The organism is Brevibacterium aurantiacum, from assembly GCF_900169065.1.
GTDB classification, from domain to species: domain Bacteria; phylum Actinomycetota; class Actinomycetes; order Actinomycetales; family Brevibacteriaceae; genus Brevibacterium; species Brevibacterium aurantiacum.
In genome coordinates this window covers 68,934-93,345 of record NZ_FXZB01000017.1, presented here as the reverse complement: position 1 = coordinate 93,345, position 24,412 = coordinate 68,934, and the positions used below count along the sequence as shown (strand labels likewise).

Below are 24,412 nucleotides of genomic sequence, written 5' to 3'. Positions count from 1 at the left end.
CGTCTGCACAGGTACACGCTGCTCGTCGGCACGCAGGCACTCAGGGTCTGCTCACGTGATTTGGATAGTGTGAATCACTAGTATTGGTTCACGGAGCACCATCCCCCTGCAGTCGATCTCTGCGGGTGCACACCGACTAGAGAGTCACCACGTGAGTTTTCTGACCCGTTTGAGTCTGCGAAATCGTGCGCTCATTGCGCTCATTTCCGTCGTCGCCATCATCTTCGGCATCATCGGGGCGGGAGCTCTCAAACAGGAGCTCTTCCCCTCCCTCGAAAACCCCCAAGCCACGGTCACCTCCTCGTACGAGGGCGCAACCCCGGAGGCCGTCGAACAAGAGGTCACCGACCCCCTGGAAGGTGCGCTGACGGCGCTGCCAGAGGTCGAGGACATGACTTCGACGTCCTCGGCGGGCAGTTCCTCGATCACCGTGAGCACCAAGTACGGCGAGGACTCCGACGACGTCGTCAAGTCCCTCCAACGCGCGGTTTCGCAGGTCCAGGCCACGCTGCCCGAGGGTGTCGAACCCACCGTGAATACGGCCGGAACCGATGACATTCCCGTCCTCGCGCTGTCCGTGACCTCGGACGCCGATGAGGACAAGCTCGCCGCCAACCTCGAGGACATCGCCGAACCCGAGCTGAAGAAGGTCGACGGCGTCTCTCAGGTCATGATCGCCGGTGCGAAGACCAAACAGGTCGAGGTCACGATCCGTCGTGACGACCTCGAAGACGAGGGAGCCAACCTCGACGAGATCGCCGGCATTCTCCAGTCCAACGGCATCCCCACCTCGGCGGGCGAGCTGAAGAGCGATGAGGGCACGGCACCGGTCGAGGTCGGAACCCGCATCCGCTCCGTCGATGCCATCAAGGATCTCGTCATCAGCGGCAAGGACGACCCGATCAAGCTCTCCGACGTCGCCGACGTCAAGATCGAGAACCAGCCCGTCGAATCGATTTCGCGCACCAACGGCCAGCCCTCACTGTCGGTGTCGATCATGAAGGAATCCGACGCCAACACCGTCGACGTCTCCGCTGCCGTGTCCGAGAAGCTGCCCGAACTCGAGAAGTCGATGGGGGACAACACAGAGTTCGTCTCCGCCTTCGATCAGGCACCATTCATCGAACAGTCGATCCACGATCTGCTCGTCGAAGGCGGACTGGGACTGTTCTTCGCGGTCCTCGTCATCCTCGTGTTCCTGCTCTCGGTCCGCGCCACCATCATCACAGCGATCTCGATCCCGCTGTCTCTGCTCATCGCCATGGTCGGTCTGTGGATGGGCGGGGAGACCCTGAACATGCTGACCCTGGGTGCGCTGACGATCTCGGTCGGACGCGTCGTCGACGACTCGATCGTCGTCATCGAAGCCATCCGACGACGGCACGCCTCGGGCGGTGAGAAGTTCGCGAACATCCTTGCCGCCGTCTCCGAAGTCTCCGGCGCCATCACCGCATCGACCCTGACGACCGTTGCCGTGTTCCTGCCGCTGGCCTTCGTCTCCGGCCAGACCGGCGAGATGTTCCGCCCCTTCGCCCTGACCGCGACCATCGCCCTGCTCTCGAGCCTGTTCGTGGCACTGACCATTGTGCCCGTCCTCGCCTACTGGTTCCTGCGGCAACGTGAGGCCAAGGTCAAGCTCACCCGCGCGGAGAAGAAGGAGATCCGGCGCAGCCGCAAGGGGATGCTCTCCGAATGGCGCAGCGAGAAGAAGGCCGCAAAGAAGGCCTCCAAGAAGCAGGACATCCTCACCGCCGGCCGTCACGATGAGCCGAGCACCGAGGCGACCACTGCCGGTGCCGCCACCGCCTCGGCGGAGCCCCACTACGGTGCTACCGATGAGGAAGCAGGCGAGGTCGATGAGCTTGCCGGCATGCATTCTCCGGTGACACGGCTGCAGAAGACCTACATGCCGGTCATCTCGTTCTCCACCAAACATCCTGTCGTGATGATCCTGGTCGCCGTCCTCCTCCTCATCGGGACGGGAGCGATGGTCCCGCAGCTGAAGACCGAGCTCTTCGGCGATACCGGTCAGGACAGTCTGCAGGTCTCGCAGACCTTCGACCCCGGCACCGATCTCGATGAGGCCTCGCAGCAGGCCGAGCCGGTCGAGAAGATCCTCGAGGACAACAGCGACGTCGAGTCCTATCAGCTCTCCGTCGGTGGAAGCACCTTCGGGTTCACTGACGACTCGTCGATCACGGGCACCTACATCATCACCTCCAAGTCGGGAGTCTCGGCGCAGTCGATCTCCGACGAGCTGCAGAAGGAGTTCGACGATCTCAGCGACGTCGGGCAGGTCGAGGTGCAGAGCCAGAGCTCGACGCCCGGAGCCCAGACGATCGACGTCACCCTTTCGGCCTCGGATGTCAAAGAGCTCGACGACGCCACCAAGACCGTCACCGACAAGCTCGAAGGCGTTCCCGGGACTCAGTCGGTGACCAGCGACCTCGAAGCCGTCCAGCCCGTCATCGAGGTCAAGGTCGATCATGAGAAGGCCGCCGAGGAGAACCTCACGGAGGCCTCGATCGGTCAGTACGTGCAGCGGGCGATGCACGGCCAGAACATCGGCGAAGTCGTCATCGACAACGTCTCTCACTCGGTGCTCCTCTTCGACCGCAACGCCGACACAGTCGATGAACTGCGCGACCTCAAGATCCCCGGCAAACCGGAGGAGACGGCGCCCGCTGGTGGCGCTGCCGGTGCCGCTGGTGGAGCAGACGGTGGTGCCGGAGCTGCGGGCGGTGCCGGTGGAGCCGAAGGCGGCGCGGATGCGTCCGGCGGTGCTGGTGGTGCCGGTGGAGCCGGTGCCGGTGGTGACGCTGGCGCGGCCGGTGATCCGGGCGCCATGGCAGGTGCTCCGGCGCTGACGTCTGAGCCTCGGTTCATCGAACTCAGTGACGTCGCCGAGGTGAAAGAGGTCAAGACCGCACCGACGATCCGTCACACGGACTCGCAGCGTTCGACCACGGTATCGGTGACCCCTGCAGGCGATGACCTGGGAACGGTGTCGGCCGATGTGCAGTCGGCACTCAACGACGTTGATATCCCCGACTCGGTCAGCGTCGACACCGGCGGTGCCACGCAGGAGCAGAACGAAGCGTTCTCCCAGCTGGGACTTGCGATGCTCGCCGCGATCCTCATCGTGTTCGTCATTATGGTCGCCACGTTCAAGTCGCTGCTGCAGCCGCTGATCCTGCTGGTCTCGATTCCGTTCGCGGCCACCGGCTCCATCGCGCTGTCGCTGCTGACTGACACTCCGCTGGGTCTGACCTCGATGATCGGTCTGCTGATGCTCATCGGCATCGTGGTCACCAACGCGATCGTGCTCATCGACCTGATCAACCACTTCAGGGCTCGAGGCGTTGATCTGCGGGCGGCGATCGTCCACGGTGCCCGGTTGCGTTATCGTCCGATCCTGATGACCGCGGCAGCCACGATCTTCGCGCTCGTGCCGATGGCGCTGGGTCTGACCGGCGGGGGAGTGTTCATCTCGAAGCCGCTGGCGATCGTCGTCATCGGCGGCCTCATCAGCTCGACCCTGCTCACGCTCATCCTCGTGCCCGTCCTCTACCTCCTGCTCGAAGGAGCCAAGGAACGACGAGCGGAGAAGAAGCACGTGAAGAACATGGCCCGTGGCCAGGTGCTCGACGTCGCCGAGGCGAGAGCCGGGGAGCGCACGGACACGACGCACCGCGCCGACTCAGGCAAGGAGAGGGAATCCACAGCCGAGGCGGGGTCAGTGGCCACGGCCGAGCCTACTGCCGGCGGCGAACAGGATGAGCGGGGCGAGGCGTCATCGTCGGCTTCGGACACCGCGGTTGAGCGTCCTGACCACGATGAGGGCCCCGACACGGGCGAGGAGCCGAAGCACTGACACCTCGCCCATTACAGTGGGATCCATGATGACCGAGCTCGCACCACAGGACAAGAAGCGCCTGTGGTGCGAGCTCGTTCTCGTTGCGGCGCTCTCGCTGGGCCAATCAGCGGTCTATGCGATTGTGCGACTGGCCGACATCACCACGCGTGGCCCGATCAGCGAAGCCCAGGCGAAGCTCAACACCTCGATATCGCCACGCCCGGGCTTCGACCTCGTCTACCAGATCCTCGACATCGGCTTCACCCTCGTGCCGGTGCTCCTGGCGCTCTACCTGCTGACCCGCGACGCGGACGCGCCGCCGCTGAGCATTCGGCTGGGAGTGAACGGCCAGAGGGCGAGGGACCTCGGTCGCGGAACTCTCATCTTCGCCATCATCGGCCTCGGCACCTTGGCCGTCTACGCGGGCGGCAGGGCACTGGGGATCACGGCCGAGATCCAACCGGCCAACCTCGGCGATCATTGGTGGACCATTCCCGTGCTCATCCTGGCAGCGGCGAAGAACGGCATCGTCGAAGAGGTCATCATCTTCGGTTTCGGGGCCGAACGTCTCCAGCGCCTGGGCTGCGGGACATGGCCGATCATCATCAGTCTGGCAGTCTTCCGCGCCAGCTACCACCTGTATCAGGGCATCGGACCATTCATCGGCAACGTCGCCATGGGCATCATCTTCGGGTGGTACTTCATGCGCAGAGGCAGGCTGATGCCGCTGGTGTGGGCACACTTCATCATCGATGCCGTCGGATTTCTGGCACCGGGGATCCTCACCCTCGTCGACATCGGCTGAACTGGTTCATGCGCAGTTCATCGAGCAGTAGTGCTGGGTCCAACTGACCCTGAAAGTCTCGACCTGGTGAGCCCGACTCCGCTTCGCGAGGCAGGGCCGACAGACCCGATCTGAGGAGACAACCGAACCGATGGCACCCCTACGTGAACTTCTGCCTATGGCCGACCACGTCCGTGGCAAGCGCAGCCCCGTCACTTGTGCGCTCAAATGCGACAACGCGTGCACGAAGGCGATCTGCAACACTTCGTCCAACAGCTACTTCCGCGACATCGTCGGGACGCAGCTGTCCCGTCGGGCAGCGCTGGGGGCATCGGCGGCAGGAGCACTGGCCATCGCAGTCACGAGTGCACCGAGCCCGACGTCACGTGCGGCCGCGGCAGCAGCAGGGACCGGAGGTACCCTCGACTTCACCGCGATCGAGCCGGTCCAGCACGAGGTCGACGAGTTCATCGTCCCCGAGGGCTACTCCTGGCACCCCGTCGTCCGGTGGGGCGACCGGCTGTTCCCGGACGCACCGAAGTTCGACCCCGAGAACCAGAGCGTCGAATCCCAGCGCCGTCAGTTCGGGTACAACAACGACTACCTCGCGATCCAGGTCGACGAGAGCGGCGACGGCAACCGGGCTCTCCTATTCTCCAACCAGGAGTACACGAACGATGCGATCATGTACCCCGACAGCATGGACAAGGCCACCCAGAGGGCCATCAGCCGCGACGCACACGGGCTGACGGTCGCGGAACTGGTCCGGTCAGATGAGAGGTCTCCGTGGAAGGTCGACGTCAACGGTGCCAACAATCGCCGCTTCCTCATCGACACCGAATACGCATTCACCGGGCCGGCGGCCGGCTCCGATCTGCTGCGCACGAAGGACTACCCAGGCGGCGATAAGGCTCAGGGCACCCTGGGCAACTGCTCGGGTGGTCTGACCCCGTGGGGCACGCTGGTCTCCGGCGAGGAGAACTTCAACTCCTACTTCAAAGCGCAGGGCACCTCGGCGGCCGACAAACGCTACGGCCTGACCAGCGAGGCCTCAGCCAACGGCTGGGAAGCCGATGTCAAGCGCTTCGACACGAACAACCCCGGCTACGCCAACGAAGCGAACCGGTTCGGCTGGATCGTCGAGGTCGACCCCCGGGATCCCGAATCGACTCCGCTCAAGCACACCAGTCTGGGACGCCTCAAACACGAGGGTGCGAACATCACGATCGCCGATTCGGGTCAGGCCGTCGCGTACATGGGCGATGACGAGAAGTTCGACTACCTCTACAAGTTCGTGTCCAAGGGCAAGTACATTGAGGGCGACCTGTCCCACAACATGACGCTGCTGACGGAGGGCGATCTCTTCGTCGCGAAGTTCACGGGCAACTCCCCGAAGGGCGAGATCGACGGCAGCGGTGAGGTGCCGGCCGATGGTGAGTTCGATGGCAGCGGGCAGTGGCTGCCGCTGATCAAGGACGGCAAATCACAGGTCTCAGGCATGGCCATCGAAGAGGTGCTGGTCAACACCCGACTGGCGGCCGACAAGGTCGGGCCCACGAAGATGGACCGCTGCGAGGACGTCGAACCCAACCCCGTCAACGGGAAGATCTACGTCGCGTGCACGAACAACTCGGACCGGGGTGTAGACGGCAAGGCCGTGGCCGACGAGGCGAACCCGCGCACCGAGAACCGCGACGGACACATCGTCGAACTGACCGAACGCGGCGGGGACCACACCGGCACTGAGTTCGACTGGACGCTGCTGCTGGTGTGCGGTGATCCGAAACAGGGAGACACGACCTACTTCTCAGGTTTCCCCGCCGACCAGGTCTCTCCGATCTCCTGCCCCGACAACGTCACATTCGATTCGGCCGGCAACCTGTGGATCTCCACCGATGGTGCCCCCGACGGCATCGGCTACTGCGATGGACTGTTCAAGGTCACCATCGAAGGCGAACAGCGGGGCCGCGTCGAGCAGTTCCTCTCCGTCCCGCGTGAGGGCGAGGTCTGCGGACCACTTGTCCACGATTCCTACAACTCGGCGTTCGTGGCCGTCCAGCACCCCGGCGAGGACGGAGAATGGTCGGATCAGCACTCGCAGTTCCCCGACTACGTTGATGCCACGGACGTCGACAAGGGCGTGGCCGCGCTTCCCCGCCCGACTGTGGTCCAGGTGATCAAGGGCAGCGGTGAGGAGCCCACCGATCCTCCGACCGAGGATCCGACCGATCCTCCGACCGAGGATCCGAAGGACGCGGGCAAGGACGCGGATGCCGAAGGCAATGAGGACGGCTCGTCCGACGGGTCTGACGGCGGCTCGTCCGAGGGCTCGAAGAGCGGCTCGCAGGACGGTGCCAAGGATGCAGCTGCGGCGGCCGGAGCTGCAGGCGCGAGTGATGCCGGTTCGAACGGCGGATCGGGCTCCGGCGGATCCGGTGGTGGCGGTTCAGGATCCGGTGGGTCCGGTTCGGGCGCGAACGGCGGATCGGGCTCCGGAGGTGGCGGTGAGCTGCCGCGCACCGGCAACGACAGCACGCTGCCGCTCCTCGGCGGAGGCGCCGGTCTGCTCGCCGCGGGTGGTGCGATGGCAACTGCCGCACATATGCGCAAGAAGAAGTCGGTTGAGGGCACCGAGGACGACCTCCCCTCGGAGTCCGCAGAGGTCTGAGCCGACGAAGCCAGGCGCTTGAGTGGTCGTTTTGTGCTGAAAGCAGCTCGGATTTCAGCACAAAACGACCACTCTTCGTCTGTCTCGAGAGCCGCTCGTCTTCCCTAGGAGCCGCTCCTCTGTCTCGGGAGCCGCGAAGCAGAAACGTTGAGGGCAGCACACCGATTCGGTGCGCTGCCCTCGACGTTGTGCGGCGTCAGTCATGACGCGGCTGTTCGGCTCCGTCCCGCGAATGCTGCCCGGCGAATGCCGAACAGTGCCGAACGGTCAGGCCTACAGCATCTCAGATGATGACGGGACCGTTCTTGGCGGTCTCGAAACTGATGGACATGATGCCGGGAGTCCCGTGCGGCGCCGACCAGTCGATGTGGATCTCCGGGATCGGCTTGGGATCCTGTGTCCCCAGCCAATCGCGCAGTCGGTCACGATCCCCGGCGATCTGCAGGGTATCGATGGCGACGTCGCCATTGGTCTTGTAGGACGAAGGGTGCTGGGACGAGTCGGCAGCCCACTTGATGAAGAACGGAAGCTGGGGGTCGGCGATGAGCCCCTTGATTCCGATCTGCAGCCACTTGAGTTCCAGACCTGATTCTGGGGTGCGGTTTCCGTCGACGGCCTTGCGTTCGAGACGGGTCTCCACTCCGGCGAGGTCATCGACCGAGACGCACCAGCCCATCCAGCCGCCGCCGAGCTCGGAACGAGCTCGGACTGCCTGGCCGAAGGGTGTTGACAGCGCGGCCGGGTGCTCCAAGGCTTCGACGACTTCGAGGTAATGACCGTTCGCGAGGGGGAAGATCAGATTTCTGGTACCGAATCGAGGATGCACGCCACCGTCGTAGGGAACCACACCGAGCTTCTCCGAGATTCTCTCGGCAGTCGCTTTGTACCCGTCTGGTTCGCTGGCGAAGGACACATGATCGAGTTTCATGTCTCGACAATCGCATAACCTGGCTCACACTTCTCATTAGGATCACCTAAGTAGTGCGTCACTCCAGGTGCGACAGCCGCGGGTCTGGTGAATGCAGAGACCGCCCGGACGATGACGTCCGGACGGTCTCTGAACTCGGGACGAGGGGATGCTTCACACCACCTCGGCGAGGGTGAACTCAGTGAGACTCTTTGAAGCGCTTGATCGAGGCCTCGACCTCAGCCTCGGCCTCGGCGCGGCCGACCCAGCTGGAGCCCTTGACGAACTTGCCGGGCTCAAGGTCCTTGTAGCGGGTGAAGAAGTGCTCGATCGAATCCAGGGTGAACTGGTCGACGTCGCCGATGTCCTGGTAGCTCTCCCACCGGGGGTCGCCAGCGGTGACGCCGAGGACCTTGTCGTCGCCGCCTGCTTCGTCTTCCATCTTGAACATGCCGATGGGGCGCACATCGATGAGGACGCCGGGGAACAGCGGTTCGGGCAGCAGGACGAGCACGTCGAGCGGGTCACCGTCGTTGCCCAGGGTGTCTTCGAAGAAGCCGTAGTCAGCGGGGTACTGCATCGAGGTGTAGAGGTAGCGGTCGAGCTTGACCCGACCGGTCTCGTGGTCGACCTCGTACTTGTTGCGCGATCCGCGCGGGATCTCGATTGTGGCCAAGAGTTCCATAGTGCTCCTTCAAGCTAGGGTTGCATCACTAGAATAGAGCTTACAAGTCCCCACGAACGACAACCACAACGGCTACGGCGAGGACGGCAGCAATGAGAATGAGAGCCCGCGCTTGAACCCGACCCCGGAGCGGAAGAAGTCGAAGCGGTCGAAGAAGGCCGTCGCCGGAATCACGGCAGGCAGCCTTGCTGTACTGCTGGCCGGAGTCGCGGCACTCGACGCCTACGACGTCTTCCCCGAACTCCCGGGAATACTCACCACCGAGCCTGCGATCGAGGTCCAGGACGTCCTTTCACCCCACGCTCAGGGCAAGGACGTGCCCGCACCCGCCTCGGCGCTCGATGATTCTGCACCGGTGCCCACGGCGATCCCAGACGAGGTGGACAAGGTCCTCTCCGACGCCAAGGTCAAGGGCTTCGGCATCGAGATCCGCGACGGTCTCAGCGATGACATTCTCTACGCGAAGAACGAGAACAAACCGCGCACCCCTGCCTCGGTGACGAAAGTCCTCACCGGCTCCGCAGCACTGCTGACGATCGGCGGCGAGAAGCGACTGTCCACGACCACACAGTTCGACCCGGCGACGTCGACGGTGACGCTGCAAGGCGGTGGTGACTCGCTGCTGGGCGCGGGGGAGTCCCAGCCAGGGGCAGTGAACGGACACGCAGGACTGGCGACGCTGGCCCAGCAGACAGCGGAGTCGCTGAAGAGCCACAACGTCGCCGAGGTGGCCCTTGACCTGGATACGTCCCGGTACTCGGGCAAGGACTTCAGTCCCGGCTGGGAGCGCGTCGACATCGCCAAGGGCGTGATCACCCCCATCCAGCCGCTGATGATCGACACCGGCTACGTCGGCAGCAAGGACAAAGAGTGGCGCGGGCGCAGCGAGCATCCGGCCAAGGACGCCTTCGCCGTGTTCACCAAGGAACTCAAGGCGGCCGGAATCACGGTCTCCAAGGATCCGCAGCCTGCCGATGCCACCGACGCCACCGGCGATGAGGCGAAGCCCACCGAGCTGGCAGAGGTGGAGTCGGCCACGATCTCCGAGATCGTCGAATACGCCCTCGTGCACAGTGACAACGTCGTCGCCGAGGTCCTCGGCAACGAGGTCGCCATCGCTCAGGGCGAACCGGGCAGCCTCGAAGCCGGCCCGCAGGCTGTGCTCGACGCCCTGTCGGACACTGTGGACCTGGGCCAGACGCACCTCGAAGACACCTCGGGTCTGTCCTATGACAACCAGATCAGTCCGCATGATCTGACGACCATCCTGCAGGCCTCGGTCGTCGCCGATGATTCGCTCTCAGACCTCATCGCCGCGATGCCCGTGGGCGGGCTGACCGGTACGCTCACAGACAGATTCACCAAGGACAGGAACGCAGCCGGAGCCGTGCACGCGAAGACGGGAACACTGTCGACCGTGACCTCACTGGCAGGAGGGGTGCTTGATGCCGATGGACGCTATCTCGTCTTCACCCTGCAGATCGACGACGTGGACAAGGACAAAATATTGGAAGCCAGGAAGACCGTGGACGACATCGTCGCAGCACTCGCGATTTGCGGCTGCCGATGATCGTCGATGAGAAGTTCGCCGCCCGCACAGCCCGCGAACTCGTCCCCGCAGCACGTGTGCCCGACACCGATGAGCTCGATGAGCTGGTCGCCGGGCTCAAAGACAATGCGCTCACAGCCCAGGAACTCGTCGTCGACTCCTTCCTCCTCGACCCGGCCCATGCCGATGACGTGCGCACACGCCTGGGCGCCGGCTCCGTGCTCGTCCTGGACCAGATCGGCTGGATCAAGGCCAACGCCCAGTCGCTCAACGGAATGGTCGACGTCGACTCCCTGCCCGCACCCGTCGGCCCGGGAGCGGCGAAGGCCGCCGCCGTGGAGTTGGCGGGGGTGCTCTCGCTCCTGTCCACACGGGTGCTGGGCCAGTTCGATCCGTTCGCTGTGTCCACTGGCAGGCTGATGTTCGTGGCTCCTGCGGTCCTCATTGCCGAAGAGGCCATGAACGTGAACCCACGCGACTTCCGCATGTGGGTGGCCTTGCACGAGGCCACGCACCAGGTGCAGTTCGCGACCGCACCCTGGCTGCACGAGCACATGCGCTCCCTGCTCTCCCAGGTCGTCGCGACCCCGCTCAAGGCCCCGGGCATCCGGGGACTAGCCGACGTGTTCTCCACCGTGGGCAAGATCGTCAAAGGCGATGCGAGCATGGTCGACCTGATCCAGGACGAGGGGATGCGCAGCGCCCTCGACGAGGCCTCGGCGATCCTCAGCCTCCTCGAAGGCCACGCCGACGTCGTCATGGATGAGGTCGGCATCGAAGTGATCCCCAGCGTGCGAAAGCTGCGCCGCAAATTCGAGGCCCGCAGGGACGCCGGGCAGGGCGGATTCCTGTCGAACCTGTTGGGCATGAACCTCAAACTCGCCCAGTACCGTGACGGTGCCGCCTTCGTCCGCGCCATCCGCAAAGAAGTCGGACAGACCGGCTTCTCCGTCATCTACGACAGCCCGGAGAACCTGCCGAAGAGCGAGGAGATCCACACCCCGAGCCTGTGGCTGGACCGTGTCCACGGCTGAGGGGCGACCACCTCGGCGGCCGAGCCTCGATCCGGCCAGCGGCACAATCCGCAACTGCGTCCGTGAGGCCCTGGCCCAAGTAGGTGACTCCCCACAGCAGCCAAGCGTCATCGTCGCTGTCTCCGGGGGAGCTGACTCGATGGCGCTGCTGCACGCCTGCGCCTTCCTCCACCGCCGCGGGGAGCTGCGCGCGCGTGCCGTGACCGTTGATCACGGGCTCCAGCCCACATCCGCCGAGGTGGCCCGACGGGTGATCTCGATCGCCGAATCCTGGGGTGTGCCCGCCGAGGTCTCCAGCGTGAACGTTGAGGCCGGCGTCGACGGTCTCGAGGCTGCCGCCCGGGAGGCCCGCTACGACGCTCTTGAGGCCGCACGGTCGGCAGATGGCGCAGATTGGGTGCTGACCGCGCATACCCGAAGCGACCAGGCGGAGACGGTGCTGCTGGGTCTCATGCGCGGTTCGGGCACGAGGTCGCTGGCCGGAATGGCTCTGCGCACCGGGCGGGTGGTCCGCCCCCTCCTCGATGTCGACCGAGCGAGCACCCTCGCCTCGTGTCGGGCTCAGAACATCGAGGTCTGGCACGATCCGATGAATGTCGATGACTCCTTCGCCCGGGTGCGCGCCCGCAGTCTGCTGGAGTCCCTGGAGGCCGATCTGGGCCAGCCGATCACCGCGAACCTGGCGCGCACCGCCGAGCTGTGCCGCGCCGATGCCGACTGCCTCGACGAACTCGCCGAGCCCTCAGCCGCCGCAGTGCGCGGACGCACCGAGGTGCCGTTGAGCGAGGTGGCGGACCTCGAGGATGCGCTGGCCTCCCGCGTCCTCCGCGAGTGGCTGATCTCCCTCGATGTACCCGCCCAGAGCTTCGGTGCCGCCCGCATCAGCGAACTGCTCGCCCTGATCCGCGATCCCGGATCACAGGGTCGCGCACACACCCGACTGTCGCTGCCCGGTGACACCGAGGTCATCATCACCGGCCAGGTCCTGCGCTTTCGACGCGAAGCGAAGGCCGACTGACCCCAGCTCCAGACCGCCTGAATCCAGCCACAGACCGGCTGCCTCAGGCTTCGGCGCCAACCAGTCGACCGTCGGTGGCCACGAGGCGACCGTCCTTGAAGACGTCACGATCGGCAGGGCAGTCCATGATCGCCGAGGTGACCGTGTCGGCGGGAACCAACATGAAGTCCGCCGGCGCACCGATGCCCAGACCAAAGCGGGCATCATCGACCAGTGCCGTTGCATCCGGTCGGGCACCGGCCATCACCTGAGCTCCACCGCGTGAGGCGATGTCGAGGCAGGCCTCGATGTCCTCATCCCGGCGGTGTCCATTGGTGAATGCCAGCTGCCAGGTCCGGCGCAGCAGGTCGCCGTCGCCGTAGGGGCTCCAGTAGTCGCGCTGTCCGTCCTCGCCGAGGCCGAGCGCTACCCGCTGCTCCCGCAGGCTGTGTTGCGGAAGCACGCCGCCCTGCGGTGCCACTGTCGTCAGAGAGATGCCTGCCTCGGCGACCAGCTCGATGATCCGTTCGACCTCCGGCTCGGGATTCGAACTCAGGGCGAAGGCATGGGAGATGGTCACCTGCCCGGCCAAGCCGAGGGCCTTCGTGCGGTTGGCGATCTCCTCAAAGGTGAAGATGCCCGCACTGCCGCGCTCATGCAGATGGATGTCGATGCCCTTGCCGTGCTTCTCGGCAAGTCCGAAGACCACGTCGAGATGTGCCACCGGATCGCGATCGTACTGGAGTGGGTCGAGTCCGCCGACCAGATCGGCACCTTCGCTCAAGGCCGCGTCGAGAAGATCCCTCACGCCCTTCTCCCGCACGATGCCTGCCTGCGGGAACGCCACGATCTGCGAGTCCAGGACCGTGGCATGATCGGCCAGCGCGTCGCGGACGCCGATGAAGCGCTCGAGCCCGCAGTCGGCATCGATCTGAGTGTGCGAACGGATGCGTGTGCCTCCGGAGGCGACGATCTTCGCGATCACGTAGGCGGCCTGGTCGCGGACGCTGCGCTCGCCGCTGCGCCAGTTCTCCCGGTCGTTCATGATGTAGCCGTGCAGAGTGCCGTCCGCCGTGTGGGGGCGGAAGGTCTGACCCATGCGGTTCGAATCGAGATGGGCATGGACGTCGCCGAGGCTGGGCAGCAGCGCCCGGCCGGCACCGTCGATCTCTCCCGCCGAGGTGGTCCCTGAGCTGTGCGGGGTGAACGAGGAGAAGCGCCCGTCCTTGATCTCGACATCGACGGCTTCGGCATCGGCGGTGCGGGGGAAGAGCCGCACATTTCTCAGAATGGTCATCATCGTCCTTCCATATCGGTGGGAACCCTCGGAGTCGGCGGGAACCTTGCTCTTCAAATGGTATACCGTATTCTTGTTTGGTCCGACCCTGCTTGGGCGACGATCCACCGAGTACGGCAGCGGACCCGAAGACCGAGTTCCCCGAGCGTCTGAAAGGATGAGGCAATGACCTCTCAGCCGGAACACAGTCATCGTACGGGGCGGGGCCTCGATGTACTGGCGCTCGCGGCCCTCATTCTCATCGCCTGCTCCCTGCGTCCGGCCGCCTCGTCGTTGGGCCCCGTCCTCTCCGAGGTCCAAGGTGCCTTCGCTCTGGCTGAATGGCAGACGGGGCTGCTCACTGCCCTTCCCGGGCTGATCTTCGCGATCTGCGGATTCATCGCCGTGCCCGTGCTCAAGAAGGTCGGACTGTTCGGATCACTGGTGATGACGTGCGTGCTCATCACAGTGGGCGTGGGAGCCCGGGCTCTCGTCGACGGCTGGCTCAGCTTTGCCGGGCTGACCGTGGTCGCACTGGCCGGAATGTCCATCGGAAACGTCATCCTGCCCGTCTATGTGAAGACGCGCTTTCCCGACCGAACCAACCTCGGCGCCACCGCATTCACCGTCTCCCTGGGGCTGGGTGCAATGTTCCCCGCCTTCCTCACCGCCCCCATCACGGGCCACTTCGACAACTGGCGGGTGGGACTCGGCATCTGGGCCCTCGTACCGGCCTGCGCACTGGTCACCTGGATCATCCTCCGGGCCGCTCGATCTGTGCCCAGCCTCGATCGACCCGGTGGAGACGCACCTGAGGCGGCCCCACCTCGGCGGCACATCTTCACCTCTTCCAAGGCCAGGTACATGGCGATGTTCTTCGGTCTCCAGTCGGTCAACGCCTACGTCCAATTCGGGTGGCTGCCGCAGATCTACCGTGATGCGGGCCTCGACCCGGTGCTGGCCGGACTCATGCTCACGGTCGTCACCCTCGGCGGGATCCCCGGTGGATTCCTCGCCCCGCAGATCATCATGCGCAGCATCCTCCCGCGCTTCTTCCTCGTCAGCTTCGCACTCAGCGCCGTGTGCGGCTACCTCGGGCTGCTCCTCATTCCGACCACCATGCCCATCCTGTGGGCGATCCTCCTGGGCTACGGCGGATTCGCCTTCCCCGCCGCACTCGCCCTCATCACCGGCCGCACCCACGACGTGGCGATCACGGCGCGGACCTCGGCATTCGTGCAGTCCTCGGGCTACGTGCTGGCCGCGATCGGCCCCCTGGCCGTCGGCGGTCTGCTGGGACTCAGCGCCGGATGGACGGTGCCGCTGTGGTTCATGGTCGGTGTCTCCACGCTTATGGGCATCACCGGGTTCCTCGCCGCATCCCCGGGCACGGTCGACGACGAGCTGGTCCCGACAGGCACCCACGGAGTCACAACAGACCCTCGCGGTGGCATGCCGAGGCGGAAGTGAATCATAATGGAGACACACCCCACCCCAAGCGAGGAGAAACGACTGCAGTGGACATCAACGATCTCGGCAATGACATCGAAAAAGTGCTTGTCTCGGAAGAACAGATAGCCGCACGACTCGTTGAACTGGCAACCGCCATCGATGAAGACTACAAGGGCAAGGACATTCTCCTCGTCGGTGTCCTCAAAGGTGCCGTCATGGTCATGGCGGACCTGGCCCGTGCGATCCACTCGCCGGTCACCATGGACTGGATGGCCGTCTCCTCCTACGGTTCGGGAACCAAATCCTCCGGTGTCGTGCGCATCCTCAAGGACCTCGACACGGATCTCTCGGATCGCCACGTGCTCATCGTCGAGGACATCATCGACTCAGGCCTGACCCTGTCCTGGCTGGTCCAGAACCTGCGCTCACGTGGAGCAGCGACCGTCGAGATCTGCACGATGCTGCGGAAACCAGAAGCCGTCAAGGTCGACATCGACGTCAAGTACATCGGCTTCGATGTGCCCAACGAATTCGTCATCGGCTACGGACTCGACTACGCGGAGAAGTACCGCAACGTTCCGTTCGTCGCCACTCTGGCTCAGCACGTCTACAGCTGAACCCAACGCATGAGCGTTCCGCGCATTGGCTGAGAGCTCGCTGCACCCGGGAACAAAACCGGGTGCATTCGAGCTATGTCAGTGCGAGGTATTAGGCTGTGGGGGATGTTCCCAGGCAGCCTCGGTAGCCTGAACAGGTTGCCCACATCTTTTTCCTGAGAGGACTTATGGCCGAGTCGAATAAGCGTCGCCCACTGCTCAACAAGGCGACGAAAGGCCCATTGGTCTGGATCGTTCTGGCACTCCTCGTAGTGTCCATTGGTGCTCTGCTCTTCAGCCGAGTCGGATTCAGCCAGATCGACACCCAGAAAGGTCTCGAGCTTCTCCAAGACGACAAGGTCGAACAGGCGAAGATCGTCGACAAGGATCAGCGCGTCGACCTGACCCTCAAGGACGACCTCACCATCGACGACCAGGACTTCGGCAAGAAGGTCCAGTTCTTCTACGTGGAGCAGCGTGGAGAGCAGATCGTCAAGGCCGTGGACTCGGCCGAGCCCAGCAAGGGCTACACCGACGAGGTGCCCAAGCAGAGCTGGCTCATGTCCCTGCTGGGAACTCTGATCCCCTTCGTCATCATCTTCGTTGTCTTCTGGTTCCTCATCTCGCAGATGTCGGGCGGGAAGATGATGAACTTCGGCAAATCGAAGGCGAAGCTGGTCAACAAGGAGAATCCGGACGTCACCTTCAAGGACGTCGCCGGAGTCGACGAGGCTCTCGAAGAGCTCGAAGAGATCAAGGAGTTCCTGGCCGAACCGGAGAAGTTCAAAGCCGTCGGTGCCAAGATCCCCAAGGGTGTCCTCCTCTACGGTCAGCCCGGTACCGGTAAGACCCTGCTCGCGAAGGCTGTGGCCGGTGAAGCAGGCGTTCCCTTCTACTCGATCTCTGGTTCGGACTTCGTCGAAATGTACGTCGGTGTCGGCGCCTCACGTGTGCGCGACCTGTTCGAGCAGGCCAAGACCAACGCCCCCTGCATCATCTTCATCGATGAGATCGACGCCGTCGGCCGCCAGCGCGGTGCCGGCATGGGCGGCGGCCACGACGAGCGCGAGCAGACACTCAACCAGCTTCTGGTCGAAATGGACGGCTTCGACGTCAAGACCAACGTCATCCTCATCGCCGCGACCAACCGTCCCGACGTGCTCGACCCCGCACTTCTGCGCCCCGGCCGCTTCGACCGTCAGATCCCTGTCGAGGCCCCGGACATGAAGGGCCGTGAGCACATCCTCGAGGTCCACTCCGAAGGCAAACCGCTCGCGGACGATGTGGACCTGGGACAGATCGCCAAACGCACTCCCGGCTTCTCCGGTGCTGACCTGGCCAACGTCCTCAACGAGGCAGCCCTGCTGACCGCGCGTGAGAACTCGAAGGTCATCGACAACCGCATCCTCGATGAGGCCATCGACCGCGTCATCGCCGGACCGCAGAAGCGGACCCGTCTGATGAACGACAAAGAACGCCTCATCACCGCCTACCACGAGGGCGGACACGCCCTGGTGGCTGCGGCGATGAACCAGACCGACCCGGTCACCAAGGTCACGATCCTGCCTCGCGGTCGAGCCCTGGGCTACACAATGGTCATGCCGAGCGAGGACAAGTACTCCACGACCCGCAACGAACTCCTCGACCAGCTGGCCTACGCCATGGGCGGCCGAGTCGCCGAGGAAGTCGTTTTCCACGACCCCACCACCGGCGCCAGCAACGACATCGAGAAGGCGACGAACATCGCCCGCAAGATGGTCACCCAATACGGCATGAGCGACAAACTGGGCATGGTCAAGATCGGCGATGACCAGGGCGAACCATTTGCCGGACGCGGCTACGGCGGGGGAGACGAGTACGGTGACGCAACGCTGTCCTCGATCGACCGTGAGGTCCGAGAGATCATCGACGCAGCCCACGCCGACGCCTACTGGGCGCTGACGCACAACCGCGACGTTCTCGACGACCTCGCCTACCAGCTGCTCGAGCGAGAGACCCTCGATCAGGCGGCTTTGGCTGAGATCTTCACCCCCATCGTCAAGCGCCCCACACGCGATGTGTGGCTGGCCAACGATGAACGTCCGGTATCCGAACGCGGCCCGATCGATCCGCCGGCACCGCTCAGCGGCGACCGCAGCGGCAAGGGCCACGGCAACTCGGAAGTCGACACCACCGACGTACCGGGCGCCGGTCCGACGGGTGTGAACGGACCTCACGTTCCGCACAACCCCACGGGTCCGATCAACCCCAATGATCCGACCGGACCGACCGGTCCACACGGCGCACCCGGCACCGGTCCTGAGGGTCCGACGAATCCAGGTGGCCCGGACAATTCCGACGGCGGCAGGGAGAGCGGCTACTGATGTCTGAGCTCGAAGGGGTACCGGAGATCCTCGGTGAGGCTCCTGCCGGTACCGGCAACAAGGTCGATCAGGCGAGGATCGCCGCCGCAGTGCGAGAGATCCTCATCGCCGTCGGCGAGGATCCTGACCGTGAAGGTCTGGTCGAAACCCCAGACAGGGTCGCGCGTGCCTATGAAGAGGTCTTCGCCGGGCTCCACCGGGACCCATCCGAAGTGCTGGGCGTGACCTTCGACATCAGTCACGAGGAGATGGTCCTCGTGCGCGACATCGACCTGTACTCGACGTGCGAACACCACCTGGTGCCGTTCCACGGAGTCGCTCACATCGGCTACATCCCGAGCAAGAACGGCAAGGTCACCGGGCTGTCCAAACTGGCGCGGCTGGTTGAGATCTATGCTCGGCGGCCCCAGGTCCAGGAGCGGCTGACGACTCAGATCGCCGATGCGCTCGTCGAACACCTCGAGCCGCAGGGCGCGATCGTCGTCGTCGAGGCAGAACATCTGTGCATGACCATGCGAGGAGTCCGCAAGCCGGGCGCCTCGACCATCACCTCGGCGGTGCGCGGGCAGCTGCGCGAGACGGCATCGCGAGCAGAAGCCATGAGTCTGATCCTCCGGAGGTAGAGGTCTCACATGCCCACACCGGAACGTACCAAGATCATGGGCGTACTCAATGTCACGCCCGACTCCTTCTCAGACGGCGGTCGCTACTTCGATCACGACTCGGCCATCGCCCACGGCCTCGAACTGCTGGATTCCGGCGCCGACATCATCGACGTCGGCGGCGAGTCCACCCGCCCGGGCTCTGTTCGCGTCGATGAGGCCGAAGAGCTGCGCCGCGTCGTTCCCGTCATCCGTGAGCTGGCAGCAGCGGGGGCGACCATCAGCGTCGACACCATGCGAGCCACGGTCGCCGAGGCGTCACTGAATGCCGGCGCCCACATCATCAACGACGTCTCAGCCGGACTCTCCGATCCGACGATGCTGGCCGTTGCCTCGGAGACAGCTGCCCCCGTCGTGCTCATGCACTGGCGCGGGTACCTCGATCGCGCATCGGCGTCCTTCCACTACGACGATGTCGTCGCCGAGGTGATCGCGGAGCTGAAGACGAGAATCGACGAAGCCGTGGCCGTCGGGGTGAAGCTGGAGAACCTCATCCTCGATCCCGGCCTGGGGTTTTCGAAGAACGCCGAACACAACTGGCAGATCCTCGCGGCCCTCGACGAATTCGCGAACCTGGATCACCGTCTCCTCGTCGCGGCCAGCCGCAAACGATTCATCTCCACCCTGCTCTCCCCGGAGGATCCGAAACTCGCCGAGGAATCGGCGAAGGATCAGGCCACTGCCGCGATCTCGGCGCTGTCGGCCAAAGCTGGAGCATGGGCGGTACGGGTCCACGAACCCACCACCTCGGCGATCGCTGCCAAGGTCCTCGACGCCGTGAACTCACATGCCTCGACTGAAGCCTCAGAAGCCTCAGAGGCCTCCTTGGACGAGGGCCGAGCATGAGCGGTCAACGGGATCGAATTGAGCTGCGTGGCCTGACCGTGCGCGGCAACCATGGGGTCTTCGACTTCGAGAAGCGTGAGGGTCAGGACTTCGTCATCGATGTCACCCTGCACACCTCGGTGTCCCGAGCCGCTGCCAGCGACGACATCGTGGACACGATCCACTACGGGGAACTGGCCGAGGACGTTGCACACATCGTGGAGGACAACACCTTCGACCTCATCGAGACCCTGGGGTCGACGATCGCTGATCACTGTCTGACCCTTGCCGAATACGTCGAGGTCGTCGTCCACAAACCCGGCGCCCCGATTGAACGCAGCTTCAACGACGTCAGCGTCACCGTCAACCGCTCCCGCAACGATGCCGAGGTCAGTGCCACCCCACCAGGGGGAGTGGTCGGTGGAACCGCACCGGGCGAGCACGAGGCATACCTCAATCTGGGGGCCAACCTCGGCGACGCTGCGGACACGCTCGACCAGGCGGTTGCCGCGCTCGACCGGCACCCCAAGATCGCGGTGCGGAGGCGATCGTCGCTATACCGCACCGCGCCTTGGGGCGGAGTCGAACAGAACGACTTCCTCAACCTGGGACTCATCGTGACCACCAGCCTTCCCGCCGCCGAGCTCTTGGCTGTGGCGCAGGGAATCGAGGTCGCCTGCGGACGGACCCGAGAACTGCGGTGGGGGCCGCGGACCCTCGACATCGATCTGATTCGCTTCGTCACCGACAACGGTGAGGTCGTGCTCGACACCGAAGCACTGACACTGCCGCATCCGCGGGCACACGAACGAGCCTTCGTCCTCGCCCCCTGGGCCGAACTCGACGAGAATGTGGAAATTCTCACGCCCACCGGTCCGCAGCCGATCGCTGCGGTCCTCGCCGAGCTGGGAGACCAGGAAATCACGCGAATCCCGGCACCATAAGTGCCCAGGGTTTGAGAGACTTGGAGCTATGCAGCGAACTTCGTCGGGCACTCTCGTCATCTGGGCCGTCATCGGTGCGGTGCTGGCGCCGGTGGTCGACGTTCTGCTCGAAAGCCAAGGGTTCTCCCTGCCGGGACTGCCCTGGTTCGCCATCATCGGGATGCTCATTCTCGCTGCGGTCCTGCTGGTCCTGGGCTGGCCGATCAAGAAGTGGAACGAAGGCGACCGCACCAAAGAGATCGACTCGCTGCAAGCAGCCCGCGTAGCTGTCATGGCCAAGGCCAGCGCCCTGACAGGGGCAGGATTAGCCGGATGGTATATGGGAAATGCGGCCTACTATTTCCTGTCAGCACCGGGCATCCGCAATGATTTGGCGGCAGGTATGCTTTTCGCTATGGTGTCAGCCGCAGCGTTGATGATCGTCGGCCTGATCGTCGAGAGCTTCTGCGCACTGCCCCCTCAAGACCCACCAGGAGCTGAAGCAGCATGAGCCGCGAATTCAACTATCTGTCCGGAACAGATGCCGACTTCAACAGGGTCAGCCCCAAATACGGAGTAAAGGAGACGATCGCGACACTGACGATCCTCGTTCCGATGATCATCGTGGCACTCGTCTTCGCCATCATCTTCACCTCCGAGGTGCCATGGCTGCATGCGATCTGGGCCGTGCTCGTGGCATTCACCGTCTTCCTCATCGTCATCACCCTCCGCCAGGCCAAGGCCATCGGCTACGCGGAGAGGGCAGATGACCTCCTCATCCGGCGAGGAATCATGTTCCACAAAGCCACGGTCGTCCCGTATGGCCGACTGCAGTTCGTCGACGTGGATGCCGGGCCCATCGATCGGATGTTCGGCCTGGCCACCGTGAAGCTGCACACCGCCTCGGCGTCCACAGACGCCACCATTCCGGGTCTGCCCCGGGCAGAGGCCGATCGCCTGCGCGACAGCCTCGCCGGCCTGGGCCAGGCCAACTTGGCAGGACTGTGACCATGGCCGAGGAAGGATCGAACGACGAACCAGCTGACCACGGTGCTGCGGAGCCCGACCACGGTGGTGTGACAGCTGACCACGGTGCCGCCGCACCCGAGGTGTGGCACCGGGTCCATCCGCTGACGCCGATTCTTGAGAGCCTCGGCGTGCTCGTGGGTATCTTCATCGCCGCCGCCTACGGTCTGCAGAACTTCATGCAGACCGCCATCGAGGACCTGGCCAGGGGCGATGGTGTGGATCTGGGGTTCGCCGGTTGGCTGCGCAGCCATCCCCTCGTCATCCTCGGCGTGGTCGGTGGACTCATCCTCATCCTCCTCATCACCGCGCTCTTCAGCTGGATGGCGTGGAAGGTCATGGGCTATCGAATCGATTCCGAAGCCATCTACTATCGGCGCGGTCTGCTGTCGAAGAAGCTGCGTAAGGCCCGACTCGACCGGGTGCAGTCGATCGACCTGCAGCAGAAGCTTCTGCCCAGGATTCTGGGAATGGCGGAACTCGTCTTCGATGTCGCCGGTGGAACCGATTCCAATATCTCCCTGAAGTACCTGTCGAAGAAGCGTGCGGAAACCTTGCGCGATGAGCTCCTCTCCGCCGTCCGCGCGAAGAAGCAGGGCGCCCAGCAGGGTACGACAACCTCAACCGCGGGACAGTCCGCCGAGGTGGCGTCAACGTCCGCTCCAGGCATCGTCAATGCGCCCGCGGTAGATCCCTCGGCAGATCCCTCGGCTGGTTCCAGTGAGACGGGTGCTGTCTCCGGCATCGCCGGTGAGCCTGCCCTCGATCGCACCGTGCCCGAACGTCGCGATGACAGCATCGGCGTACGCCTGAGCAAACGCCTCGGGTCCCTGGCCGATGGCGCTTCACACGAGGCAGAGTCGAGCATCAACGAACTCCTGGCTCCCTACCAGGTCTCTGCCAACGTCAACGAGGAAGGCGAGATCATCCGGGTGCCAGTGCACCGGGTCGTGGTCTCCTCATTGCTGAAGTCGGAGACGATCATCTCGCTCCTCGTCGTCCTCCTCGTCATCGGAGTGTCGATCGCCTTGCTCGTCTTGGGCCTGACCGAGGCATTCATCCCGATGATCGTCGCAGTCATCCCCGGCCTCTTCACGGCGTTCTCGGCCTTCAGGAAGAACCTGGACAACGCGAACTTCGTGGTCAAGCTGGGAGAGAACGGACTGGCCGTCAACCACGGACTCGTCTCCACCTCCCGCAAGGTCATTCCCCTCGACCGACTGCAGGCCGTCTGCCTCCACCAGCCTCTGCTGTGGCGGAAGGCCGGATGGTGGAAGGTCGAATTCAACATCGCCAGCGCCGGCGGTTCCGGTGAGTCCAACATCCTCCTGCCCGTCGGTGACATCGACCAGGCACTGCTCATGGTCGGCCTCGCACTGCCCGAGCCGCAGCTGCCGGACGACATCAGCGCAGCGACCCTGGTGCGCTCTGCCATGTATGACCGCAAGTCCGAGGACCCACAGGCGGGGAGGGCAGAAGAACTCTTCCACGGCCAACCGCGTTCCTCACGACTCATCGATCCATTGGTGTGGAAGCGGCGAGCCTACGCGGTGACCGGTTCCCTCCTCGTGCTGCGCATGGGAGTACTCGACCGTCGCGTCGACTTCGTGCCCCACGTGAGGGTGCAATCGATGAGCTACCACCAGGGCCCGCTCATGCGCTCGTTGGGTCTGGGCACGGTCGCCGTGCACTCCACGGCCGGACCCATCGACCCCCGAGTCACCCACCAGAGCGTCGATGAGGCGAAGCAGTTCTTCAGCGAACATTCCGAACGCACTCGACTTGCGCGGCAACGCTACGACGAGGAAGCCCGCACAGCCAAGGAAGGCAGACTATGAGCCACCCGGGAATGAACCAGGACGACGCCCCTCGCCTGGGGATCGGCATCATCGGGTGCGGAAAGGTCGGGGCGACCATCGGAGCCGCCTGGCGAGATGCCGGTCACGCGATCATCGGTGTCAGTGCCACCTCGGCGGCGAGCCTGCAGCGAGCAGAGGAGATGCTCCCAGGCGTACCGGTCCTGCCCCCGGACGACATCGCAGACCGTGCCGAGCTTCTTCTCTTCGCCGTCCCCGACGATGAGATCGAATCCCTCGTCAGCGGTCTGGTGAAGGTCTCCAAGATCCATTCCGGACAGATCCTCGTCCACTGCTCGGGCCGGTATGGAACCGATGTCCTCGAAGCCGGGACCAGCCTCGGCGCCCTGCCGATCGCCCTGCACCCATCACTGTCCTTCACCGGCACCGCCGTCGATTTGGCGCGGCTGCGACAGTCGACGATTGCCGTCACCGCGCCGGCACCGATCCGCCCGGTCGGACAGGCACTGGTCGTCGAGATGGGAGCCGAACCCATCGATGTGGCCGAGGCAGACAGGCCCCTGTACCACGCGGCCATCACCCACGCCTCGAATCACACGATCACGATCATCAGCGAAGCCATGGAGATGCTCGCCGAGGCGGGGGTGAGTGACCCTTCACGTGTGCTCACAGCCCTCGTTGATGCGAGCGTGACGAACACCCTGCAGAACGGGTCGAAGGCACTGACCGGGCCCGTCAGCCGCGGCGACGTGGGCACAGTGAGCGCGCACCTGGCGGCATTGAGTGAGTTCAGTCTCAACGTGTCGAACCCGTCCGCGCGCAACAGCTACATTGCTCTGGCCAGATCCACCACGGCCAAGGCTCTGGGCCTGGGACGCATCACGGACTCACAGGCGCAGGAGATCCTGTCCCGGCTGGACTGACTGCCAGAGTGGACAGAACGCCGGATCGGACTGACCATCGGCGGGGTCGGTGCTCGGCCCGAATTCCCC

At 64.4% G+C, this 24,412-nt stretch carries 19 protein-coding genes; 16 read left to right on the top strand and 3 right to left on the bottom strand.

All coding sequences use genetic code 11. From position 1 onward, the window contains the following. Positions 1-151: 151 nt before the first annotated feature. The 3 genes from BAUR9175_RS12805 to BAUR9175_RS12795 all read left to right on the top strand — a co-directional run bounded on the left by BAUR9175_RS12805 (position 152) and on the right by BAUR9175_RS12795 (position 7,308). Positions 152-3,874: an efflux RND transporter permease subunit gene (locus tag BAUR9175_RS12805; RefSeq protein ID WP_236850659.1), complete on the top strand. Its 3,723-nt coding sequence runs from the start codon at positions 152-154 to the stop codon at positions 3,872-3,874. 25 nt (positions 3,875-3,899) lie between these two features. Further along, positions 3,900-4,661 (top strand): CPBP family intramembrane glutamic endopeptidase, encoded by a 762-nt coding sequence (locus BAUR9175_RS12800; RefSeq protein WP_069601289.1) that lies wholly within the window; start codon positions 3,900-3,902, stop codon positions 4,659-4,661. A 130-nt stretch (positions 4,662-4,791) separates the two neighbouring features. Further along, positions 4,792-7,308: a PhoX family protein gene (locus tag BAUR9175_RS12795; RefSeq protein WP_101583988.1), complete on the top strand. Its 2,517-nt coding sequence runs from the start codon at positions 4,792-4,794 to the stop codon at positions 7,306-7,308. A 283-nt stretch (positions 7,309-7,591) separates the two neighbouring features. On the opposite strand, the gene BAUR9175_RS12790 is transcribed toward BAUR9175_RS12795, so the two are convergent. Together BAUR9175_RS12790 and BAUR9175_RS12785 are read right to left on the bottom strand one after the other, a co-directional pair. Further along, entirely contained in the window at positions 7,592-8,236 is a 645-nt protein-coding gene (locus BAUR9175_RS12790) for a VOC family protein (protein ID WP_009883394.1), read from the bottom strand. Positions 8,237-8,414: 178 nt separating this feature from the next. Then, on the bottom strand, positions 8,415-8,900 hold the full coding sequence (locus BAUR9175_RS12785) for an inorganic diphosphatase (protein WP_009883395.1): 486 nt from the start codon (positions 8,898-8,900) through the stop codon (positions 8,415-8,417). Positions 8,901-9,012: 112 nt separating this feature from the next. Between BAUR9175_RS12785 and dacB the strand changes: the two genes are divergently transcribed. From dacB to tilS, 3 genes are read left to right on the top strand one after another with little or no spacing between them, the layout of a single operon-like run. Further along, positions 9,013-10,470 (top strand): D-alanyl-D-alanine carboxypeptidase/D-alanyl-D-alanine endopeptidase, encoded by a 1,458-nt coding sequence (gene dacB, locus BAUR9175_RS12780; RefSeq protein ID WP_101583986.1) that lies wholly within the window; start codon positions 9,013-9,015, stop codon positions 10,468-10,470. After that, positions 10,455-11,483: an Rv3626c family coenzyme F420 biosynthesis-associated protein gene (locus tag BAUR9175_RS12775; RefSeq protein ID WP_240519890.1), complete on the top strand. Its 1,029-nt coding sequence runs from the start codon at positions 10,455-10,457 to the stop codon at positions 11,481-11,483. The genes dacB and BAUR9175_RS12775 overlap by 16 nt, the downstream gene beginning before the upstream one ends. Then, a complete protein-coding gene (tilS, locus tag BAUR9175_RS12770; protein WP_029417078.1) occupies positions 11,470-12,501 on the top strand; it encodes a tRNA lysidine(34) synthetase TilS in 1,032 nt (343 codons plus the stop codon). Before BAUR9175_RS12775 ends, tilS begins: the two co-directional genes overlap by 14 nt. 43 nt (positions 12,502-12,544) lie before the next feature. On the opposite strand, the gene BAUR9175_RS12765 is transcribed toward tilS, so the two are convergent. Continuing rightward, positions 12,545-13,780, bottom strand: a complete 1,236-nt coding sequence (locus tag BAUR9175_RS12765; RefSeq protein WP_226825674.1) for an amidohydrolase family protein — start codon at positions 13,778-13,780, stop codon at positions 12,545-12,547. Between the two features lie 162 nt (positions 13,781-13,942). Here BAUR9175_RS12765 and BAUR9175_RS12760 point away from each other — a divergent pair, with 162 nt between their 5' ends. The 10 genes from BAUR9175_RS12760 (at position 13,943) to BAUR9175_RS12715 (ending at position 24,343) form a co-directional block, all read left to right on the top strand. Continuing rightward, positions 13,943-15,226: an MFS transporter gene (locus BAUR9175_RS12760; protein ID WP_009883400.1), complete on the top strand. Its 1,284-nt coding sequence runs from the start codon at positions 13,943-13,945 to the stop codon at positions 15,224-15,226. A gap of 47 nt (positions 15,227-15,273) precedes the next feature. Further along, positions 15,274-15,825, top strand: a complete 552-nt coding sequence (gene hpt / locus BAUR9175_RS12755) for a hypoxanthine phosphoribosyltransferase (RefSeq protein WP_009883401.1) — start codon at positions 15,274-15,276, stop codon at positions 15,823-15,825. Positions 15,826-15,992: 167 nt separating this feature from the next. Then, a complete protein-coding gene (gene ftsH, locus BAUR9175_RS12750) occupies positions 15,993-18,167 on the top strand; it encodes an ATP-dependent zinc metalloprotease FtsH (protein WP_069599674.1) in 2,175 nt (724 codons plus the stop codon). Beyond that, a complete protein-coding gene (gene folE / locus BAUR9175_RS12745) occupies positions 18,167-18,790 on the top strand; it encodes a GTP cyclohydrolase I FolE (protein WP_101557268.1) in 624 nt (207 codons plus the stop codon). The genes ftsH and folE overlap by 1 nt, the downstream gene beginning before the upstream one ends. A gap of 9 nt (positions 18,791-18,799) precedes the next feature. Further along, a complete protein-coding gene (gene folP / locus BAUR9175_RS12740) occupies positions 18,800-19,675 on the top strand; it encodes a dihydropteroate synthase (protein ID WP_101583985.1) in 876 nt (291 codons plus the stop codon). After that, positions 19,672-20,598, top strand: coding sequence for a 2-amino-4-hydroxy-6-hydroxymethyldihydropteridine diphosphokinase (folK, locus tag BAUR9175_RS12735; protein WP_096167103.1), 927 nt, complete (start codon positions 19,672-19,674; stop codon positions 20,596-20,598). Before folP ends, folK begins: the two co-directional genes overlap by 4 nt. A 28-nt stretch (positions 20,599-20,626) precedes the next feature. After that, positions 20,627-21,088 (top strand): DUF3180 domain-containing protein, encoded by a 462-nt coding sequence (locus BAUR9175_RS12730; RefSeq protein ID WP_069599676.1) that lies wholly within the window; start codon positions 20,627-20,629, stop codon positions 21,086-21,088. Then, positions 21,085-21,585 (top strand): PH domain-containing protein, encoded by a 501-nt coding sequence (locus tag BAUR9175_RS12725; RefSeq protein WP_009884266.1) that lies wholly within the window; start codon positions 21,085-21,087, stop codon positions 21,583-21,585. The genes BAUR9175_RS12730 and BAUR9175_RS12725 overlap by 4 nt, the downstream gene beginning before the upstream one ends. Positions 21,586-21,587: 2 nt before the next feature. After that, the gene (locus tag BAUR9175_RS12720) at positions 21,588-23,441 is read left to right on the top strand and encodes a PH domain-containing protein (protein WP_096146640.1); all 1,854 of its coding nucleotides are present in this window, start codon (positions 21,588-21,590) and stop codon (positions 23,439-23,441) included. After that, positions 23,438-24,343, top strand: a complete 906-nt coding sequence (locus tag BAUR9175_RS12715) for a Rossmann-like and DUF2520 domain-containing protein (protein ID WP_083248673.1) — start codon at positions 23,438-23,440, stop codon at positions 24,341-24,343. The genes BAUR9175_RS12720 and BAUR9175_RS12715 overlap by 4 nt, the downstream gene beginning before the upstream one ends. Positions 24,344-24,412: the final 69 nt, after the last annotated feature.